Origin of the sequence: Povalibacter sp. (assembly GCF_036520495.1) — a bacterium.
In the GTDB taxonomy this organism is placed as follows: Bacteria; Pseudomonadota; Gammaproteobacteria; order Steroidobacterales; family Steroidobacteraceae; genus Steroidobacter.
In genome coordinates this window covers 103,384-110,322 of the sequence record NZ_DATDJO010000006.1, presented here as the reverse complement: position 1 = coordinate 110,322, position 6,939 = coordinate 103,384, and the positions used below count along the sequence as shown (strand labels likewise).

Here is a 6,939-nt window from a genome sequence, read left to right as displayed (position 1 = left end):
GGCAGTACCGCAGCGGCCCGGTGGCACTCTTCGCAGGAACTTACTGGAACGAATACTTCAGACCCACGCTGAAGCTGCGTCCGATCGCGCCCTGCTGGTGGAACACAGGGTTGTAGTTCAGTCCTCCATACGTGTACGGATCGAACGGCGCCTTGGTATCCAGCAGGTTCTTGATACTGGCGTTGAACTCCCACGCCTCGGCGTAGGTATACGAGCCGCGCAGGTCGACGGACGTGAACGAATCCACTTTGCAATTGTTCGGCACTGAACCGTCCGGGTTGTAGACGCCGCAGACCTTGCCGGCCGGATCGGCCACCACGTAGTAGCCCTCGCCCGTCGTGGTCGTGTACGTGCCGTCTTCCACGTCGACCAGCGTTTCGCCTTCGTGGTCGATCATGTCCATGCTGCTGACATAGCTGACCGCGCCGGTGAGCGAGAGATCGCCGTAGTCCCAGGTGAGTTGCAGACGGCCTCGATCCGCTGGTGTACCGCCAGCGGCGCTCAGCACATAAGGACCGTGCGTGCCTGCGTATTCCAGCGCATCACTGCCCGGCACCTGGCGTTCGAAGCTGAGCACATGGGTCCACACGAGCGCCGCGGTCAACGTGCCGGCGCGGCCCATCTCGAAGCGGTGACGCAGATCGAGGTCGAAGCCATCGGTGTTGGTCGTGTTGGCGTTGACGAACGGTGCAGCGATCGTGGCCAGGTCACCGAACTCGTCGTAGAAAAGGAATGAGTTCGGTACGAGGCCGGGAATTCTCGAATCCGGCACACCGTTGACGGGCAGATCACCCACGACCACTGCCTGATCCGCTGAAACGATCTCGTTGTCGCGATCGATACGATAGTAGTCGACAGACAGGCTGGTGCCCTGGAACGGCTCATAGACGAGACCGAACGTGTACGCCTTCGCCTCTTCGGGCTTCAGATCAGGATTGCCGGTGGTGAGGATGCCGATATTGGTGAAGCCAAACGATGCGCTGTCGCCGCTTTCGGCCGGACCGGGCGCGCGAAAGGCTTCCTGGTAGGTGCCGCGTACCAACAGCTGCGAGAACGGTTTGAGCGTCACTCCCAGCTTCGGCGTGGTCGACGAGCCATAGTCGTCATAGTGATCGAAGCGCAGCGCTGCATTGAGCCCGAGCCAGGACGTCACCGGCGCATCCACCTCGGTGTACGCCGCGTACACCTTGCGGTCCTTCGAATAGGCGGAGTATCCGAGTCCAACGAGTTCGCCCGTGTCGGTATACGGCGTCGGCGGCGTGTCGATTTTTTCGCTGCGCCACTCCGCACCCACCGCCACACCCAGACGACCGCCGCGCAGATCGAGCAGCGAGCCTGAGACACGCCCATCTGCCATCGCCACCGAACTGCTCGGTTCGCGCACCAGCGTGGGCGAAATCCGATCCAGCAGCGCCTGAGAGTTCAGCGCCGGGTTGATACGGAACTCACCGGAGTTCAGCGCCGCCTGCAATACCGGGTGACGCAAGTAACCGGTGCTGGTGTCGGTGAGACGATTGTCGATATAGCCGACACCCGCGTCCCACTCCCAGTCGCTGCCGATCTCGCCCGTCAGGCCGACGATGCCGCGGAAGACTTCGGTTTCCTGCTCGCCATTGCGTCCGCCCAGCATGGTCGTGAGCAGACTGAGCGTGCGGGCGACGCCGGTCGGATTGTCAGGATGCCCCGCGGGCAGCACGGTGGTGTGCACGATCGGACTGGCGGGATTGGCCGGGTCGAAGACGCCATTGTCGTTCACGCCACCCGGCGTACCAACGGAGGTCACGTGCGAAGTGAAGTAGCCGAGTTCGGCATAGCCTTCCAGCGTGTCGCTGAACTGCAGGCTGCCGCGCGCCAGCACGTTGAACCGCTCGACTTCCGGCGCGATCTGGATGTAGTCGATCGTGTCGAAGACACACACGCCGGTGTCGGCGGAAACCTCCGGGCATGGCAGCAGATTGGTGCGGTCTTGGGGCTGGCCTCCGGGCACGCGCACCGATCCGTATGGCGTTACCCCGCTGAACGCGGGAACGCCGGGCGAGAAGTTACCGAAGCCGGCCGCCCGCGCACCCTGCCGGTTGTCGAAGAAGCCGATGCTGCGCAGATCGCTCGTGCCGAGATAGCCGCCGCGATCCCCTTGCGCGATGGCTTCTTCCTTCAGCGCCTCCACGGCGACATAGCCGCTGAAACGCTCGCTGCTCGTGCCGCCCATCGCAGACAACCGGTACGTGTCGCCGTCGCCGCGCGATGTCACGCCGGTTTCGCCGGAGATCGTCAGTCCGTCGAATTTGTCGCGCAGGATGATGTTCACCACGCCCGCCACCGCATCGGAACCATAGATCGCCGAACCGCCATCCTTCAGCACTTCGATGCGTTCCACGGCGTCGAACGGAATGGAGTTCAGGTCGACGAATGTACGCACGCCATCGTCGGCCAGGCCGTAGCTCGCCATGCGCCGGCCGTTGACGAGCACGAGCGTCGAATTCACGCCGAGACCGCGCAGCGAAATGCCTGCCGATCCGGCCGCGAAACCGCCGGTGGCTGCCGTTGGAATCGATCCCTGGTTATCGGCCTGGATCACGCTGCGGATGACATCGGCGATGTTGGTCGCGCCGGTTCGCTCGATGTCCTTGCGATCGACGACCTGCACCGGCGATGCGGTTTCGTCGTCGACGCGACGAATGCGCGAGCCCGTCACGACGATCTCCTGGATCGACGCGTCCTGCGCGAAAGCCTGCGGACCGCCCGTCACGCCGACGCATGCGAGCAGCGCGCAGTGAATCGCTCGCCGCAGCAAAAGGGTGTTCGTGCTCATACCGTCAAGATCTCCTGATGTTGGTGTAGCGGTACGCCAGCCGATGCGCGGCAAGCACGCGACCGCCATGCCGGACTTCCTGTCATGTCGTTTTCGTGGGCGTGGCAGGGCACGGGTTGGCGTTGCCGATACCTGGGTCAGCGGCAATCGCAGGCGAACCAGCTCATTTTTCTTTCGAAGCCATCGATTGAGCCGGTTTGCGACCCGTTTACGCTTTGAGACAGAACGACTGCGTCGCGCGACGGATGCGCCGTGAAGCGACGGCGCTGCGTGGGATCATTCACGAGGGCTGCCGGGTACTGGGCTGCGGGCCAGAATAGGAGCAGAAACCTCTGTTCTCCTCTGGTCCTCTCTGGCCAGCAGCCCAGTACCCAGCGCCCAGCAGCCCGCGCTCAGCACCCGGCACCACCACAAACTTGACCAAGTGCCCATGGACACACCTGCCCAGAGCGTCACGCAACTGCTCCAGCAATGGCGCAACGGCAACACCGCGGCAATCGCGAGCCTGATGTCGCTGCTGTACCGGGAATTGCGCGCGATGGCGCGTGAGCATGTGCGGCGCGAGCGCAGAAGCCACACCCTGCAGGGAACGGCGCTGGTGAACGAAGCTTTCATGCGACTGGTGAAACTGCGGTCGGTCGATATCCGCGACCGCGCTCACTTCTTCGCCGTCGCCTCGACCGTCATGAGACGCATCCTCGTGGATCACGCACGCGCGCGACTGAGCCGCAAGCGCGGCGGCGATGCGGTGCGGGTCGCCGGCGAATCCCTGGAACGCGTCCTGCACAGTGATGGCCTGGAGGCTGATCTGCCAGCCGTCGATTTCGACCCTGCCTTCGTGTTGCTCGACGCCGATCGCAGCGGGGACATCACTGCGCTCGATGATCTGCTGTCGCGACTGCAGACGTTCGACGCGCGTCAGTCGCAGGTGGTGGAGATGCGCTACTTCGGCGGTCTCACCGTGGAACAGACCGCGCAGGCACTGGACATCTCCGAAGCGACGGTCAAACGCGAATGGGTAGCCGCCCGCGCCTGGCTGCGGCGCGAGTTCACACGGGCCACCCAATGACGCCTGATCGCTGGCAAGTCGTGAAGGGCATGCTCTGCGCAGCGCTGGAGCAGGATCCGCAGCACCGCGAGCGCTGGCTGCAGCGAGCATGCGCAGGTGATGAGACCCTCCAGCGCGAAGTCCATTCGCTGATCGCCGCCCACGATGGGCCCGCGGACTTCCTCGATGCGCCGGTGGTGGAGCACGCGAGTCTCGCACTGCCCGCGACAGATTGGACCGGACGCATCGTTGGCCGTTATCGCATTCTCGACGAGATCGGCCGCGGTGGAATGAGTGCCGTGTTCCGTGCCGCCCGACTCGAAGAACAGTTCGAACACGAAGTCGCCATCAAGCTGCTCCACCGCAGCCACGATCCCGCCGGGCTGATGCGGCGCTTCCGCGCGGAACGACAGATCCTGGCCCGGCTCAGTCATCCGAACATTGCGCACCTGCTCGACGGCGCCAGCACCGAGGACGGTGTGCCCTACCTGATCATGGAGTACGTGCGCGGCGAACCCATCGATGCGTATTGCGAACGCCGCCGCCTCGGCCTCGCTGCGCGGCTGCGGCTCTTCCGCACGCTCTGCGACGCTGTGCATCATGTACATCGCCACCTGATGGTCCACGGCGACATCAAGTGCAGCAACGTGCTGGTCAACGAAGACGGCATCGTGAAGCTGCTCGACTTCGGGATCGCACGACTGCTCGATCCGGAGCACGGCAGTGCCTGTCACGCGCACACCTGCACCATTGCGCTCACGCCGGAGTCCGCCAGTCCCGAGCAGATTCGTGGCGAGCCCCTCACGACTGCCAGCGATATTTATTCGCTCGGCATCCTGTTGCACCGGCTGCTGACCGGGCAACCGGCCTACGAGCCGGATTCCGATGCCTACTACGAACTGACGCGGCACATCTGTGAACAGCCGCCGCGCCGCCCGAGTCTCGCGCTCGAGGAAACGACCGCTCCCTATTCATCCGCGCAGTTGCGCGGCGATCTCGACAACATCGTTCTCAAGGCGCTGCACAAGGACCCGGAACGCCGCTACGGCTCGGTCGAGCTGCTGTCGCAGGATATCGCCTGGCACCTGGGCGGCTTTCCGATCGCGGCCGCGCCGGAAAGTCGACGCTATCGACTGCAGAAATTCGTCGGCCGCAATCGCGCCCTGGTCGCCGTGGGCATGCTGTTCGGCCTGTCACTGGTGATCGGTATCGTCGCCACGAGTTGGCAGGCGCATGTGGCCGATCGCGAACGCCAGCGCGCGCAACGCCATTTCGACGACGTACGCGGTCTGGCGCAGACCTTCATGCTCGACGTGCATGATTCGATCACCTCACTGCCGGGCACGTTACCCGTCCGGGGAAAAATCATCGGTCACTCCCTGCGCTATCTGGATGAACTGGCGAGGGAGCGAGCCGATGATCCCGAAGTCCGGCGCGACCTCGCACGAGCCTATGAACGCATCGGCGATCTGCAGGGAGACGTGATGGCCACGAACCTCGGGAACAACGAATCCGCGCTGGTGAGTCTGCGCAGATCCCGCGACATGCGCGAAGCGCTCTGGTCCCAGGGCGTGCGCGACGATGCGCTGTTGCGCGAGCGGCTGTTGATCGAGTTGAAGCTGGCGCAATACAGCCAGGCGAATCGTTCGATCGGGGATGCGCTCCGATATGCCGACGCAGCTGCCGACCTGGCACACACGCTCACGCAACGGCCACACGTCACGACCGAAGACATTCGCCTGGGCGCCAATGCACTGGTCGTGCGCGGCACCATTCAGGCGATGAACGGTGCACTCGATGCGGGCCTGGAGGAGATGGATCGGGGCATACGGATCTTCGAGCAGCAGATAGGTGCCGGCAACTCACAGATCAATATTCGCCGCGGTCTCGCCAATGCGCTCTGTCGCCGTGGCGATCTGCTGGCCAAGGTCGGCGGCCGCTACGAGCCGGCCTATCCTGTGCACTTGCGGTCGTTCGAGCTGTTCGAAGCACTGATCCAGGAGTACCCGCTCGATGTGCATCTCCGGCACGAGGCGGCGCTGGTTCTCATGGATCTTGGCGACATAGCGGCACGCACCGGTCGCACACAGGAAGGTCTGCTCAGACGTTCGGATGCCGTCGAACGTCTGCGCGCCTTGTCCGGTTCGGAGCCGTTGCGCGAAGAACTGCGTTTCACACTCGGCTGGGCTTTGGGCGAACTGGCGGCGTCCGTCCAGGAGCAGGGCCAACACGTCCAGGCGGCCCGGTACCTGGACGAGGCGCAGTCGCTGCTGGGGAGCCTGTCGGGTGCGGCCGCGACGCGCCTCAACACCACGCAATTCCTCATGGCCATCAATGACCTGAAACTCGGCAAGCTCCGCATGGCACAGGCGGATGCGGTACAGGCCTCGCGCGATCGACAGGAAACCCTATGGAGCGAGGCGCATGCACTCGTGCAGCGGTCCACCCAGGTATTCAACGTCGCGAAGGACGATGCGGTACTCGCAGCAGAGGCTGTGGAGCACCTGCGCACGGCAGAGGCCGCGCTGCATGCATGCAATGAATCGTTGCGACGATTGCGACGGGTCTGACGGAGGGCTGCTGGGCGCTGGCCTGCTGGACTGCTGGCCAGCATCGGAACAGAGCCTCTGTGCTTCTCTGGCCAGCAGTCCAGCGCCCAGAGCCCAGCCCGCCGCTCAGCGGCCGCGTTCGCCGGCATTCCGCTGCGGCTTACCGGCAATTTTGATTCCGCTGTAACCCTGGAGGCCTCTGGCGTGTCCTAACGCTAACCCGCAACAACGCGGTCATCGCAGAGACAGATCAGGAGATCGCCATGTTTACCGTCACCAGCCGCAAAGTTCAGAACGCCATTTGCATGATGCTGTCGGCTGTCATCGTCAGCGCCAGCCTGTCCCTCGGTGCATTCGCGACCGAGTACGCAGCGCACAACGCCTACGCCGTGACGGTCACGCAGCTCTCGTAATCCCCCGCCCCCTGCCGGCGTTGCCTATCACGGCGCGCCGGCAGACTTTGGCTCCGAGCGAGAACGGAGTTAGAAGTTGAAGAAGATCTCCCTCTGATGATCCGATTCCTCTTCTTA

General features: G+C 63.9%; 4 protein-coding genes. 3 read left to right on the top strand and 1 reads right to left on the bottom strand.

Annotated features, from left to right (window positions below; all coding sequences use genetic code 11):
• Positions 1-40: 40 nt before the first annotated feature.
• Positions 41-2,812, bottom strand: a complete 2,772-nt coding sequence (locus tag VIZ63_RS02560; RefSeq protein WP_331607920.1) for a TonB-dependent receptor — start codon at positions 2,810-2,812, stop codon at positions 41-43.
• A gap of 430 nt (positions 2,813-3,242) precedes the next feature.
• Here VIZ63_RS02560 and VIZ63_RS02555 point away from each other — a divergent pair, with 430 nt between their 5' ends.
• The 3 genes from VIZ63_RS02555 to VIZ63_RS02545 all read left to right on the top strand — a co-directional run bounded on the left by VIZ63_RS02555 (position 3,243) and on the right by VIZ63_RS02545 (position 6,822).
• Positions 3,243-3,881, top strand: a complete 639-nt coding sequence (locus tag VIZ63_RS02555) for a sigma-70 family RNA polymerase sigma factor (RefSeq protein WP_331607919.1) — start codon at positions 3,243-3,245, stop codon at positions 3,879-3,881.
• The gene (locus VIZ63_RS02550; RefSeq protein WP_331607918.1) at positions 3,878-6,430 is read left to right on the top strand and encodes a serine/threonine-protein kinase; all 2,553 of its coding nucleotides are present in this window, start codon (positions 3,878-3,880) and stop codon (positions 6,428-6,430) included. The genes VIZ63_RS02555 and VIZ63_RS02550 overlap by 4 nt, the downstream gene beginning before the upstream one ends.
• Positions 6,431-6,672: 242 nt before the next feature.
• The gene (locus VIZ63_RS02545; RefSeq protein WP_331607917.1) at positions 6,673-6,822 is read left to right on the top strand and encodes a hypothetical protein; all 150 of its coding nucleotides are present in this window, start codon (positions 6,673-6,675) and stop codon (positions 6,820-6,822) included.
• Positions 6,823-6,939: the final 117 nt, after the last annotated feature.

Bases quoted from the DNA above. Each gene is read 5' to 3' on its own strand.
- VIZ63_RS02560 (WP_331607920.1), bottom strand. From the start codon at position 2,812: ATGAGCACGAACACCCTTTTGCTGCGGCGAGCGATTCACTGCGCGCTG.
- VIZ63_RS02555 (WP_331607919.1), top strand. From the start codon at position 3,243: ATGGACACACCTGCCCAGAGCGTCACGCAACTGCTCCAGCAATGGCGC.
- VIZ63_RS02550 (WP_331607918.1), top strand. From the start codon at position 3,878: ATGACGCCTGATCGCTGGCAAGTCGTGAAGGGCATGCTCTGCGCAGCG.
- VIZ63_RS02545 (WP_331607917.1), top strand. From the start codon at position 6,673: ATGTTTACCGTCACCAGCCGCAAAGTTCAGAACGCCATTTGCATGATG.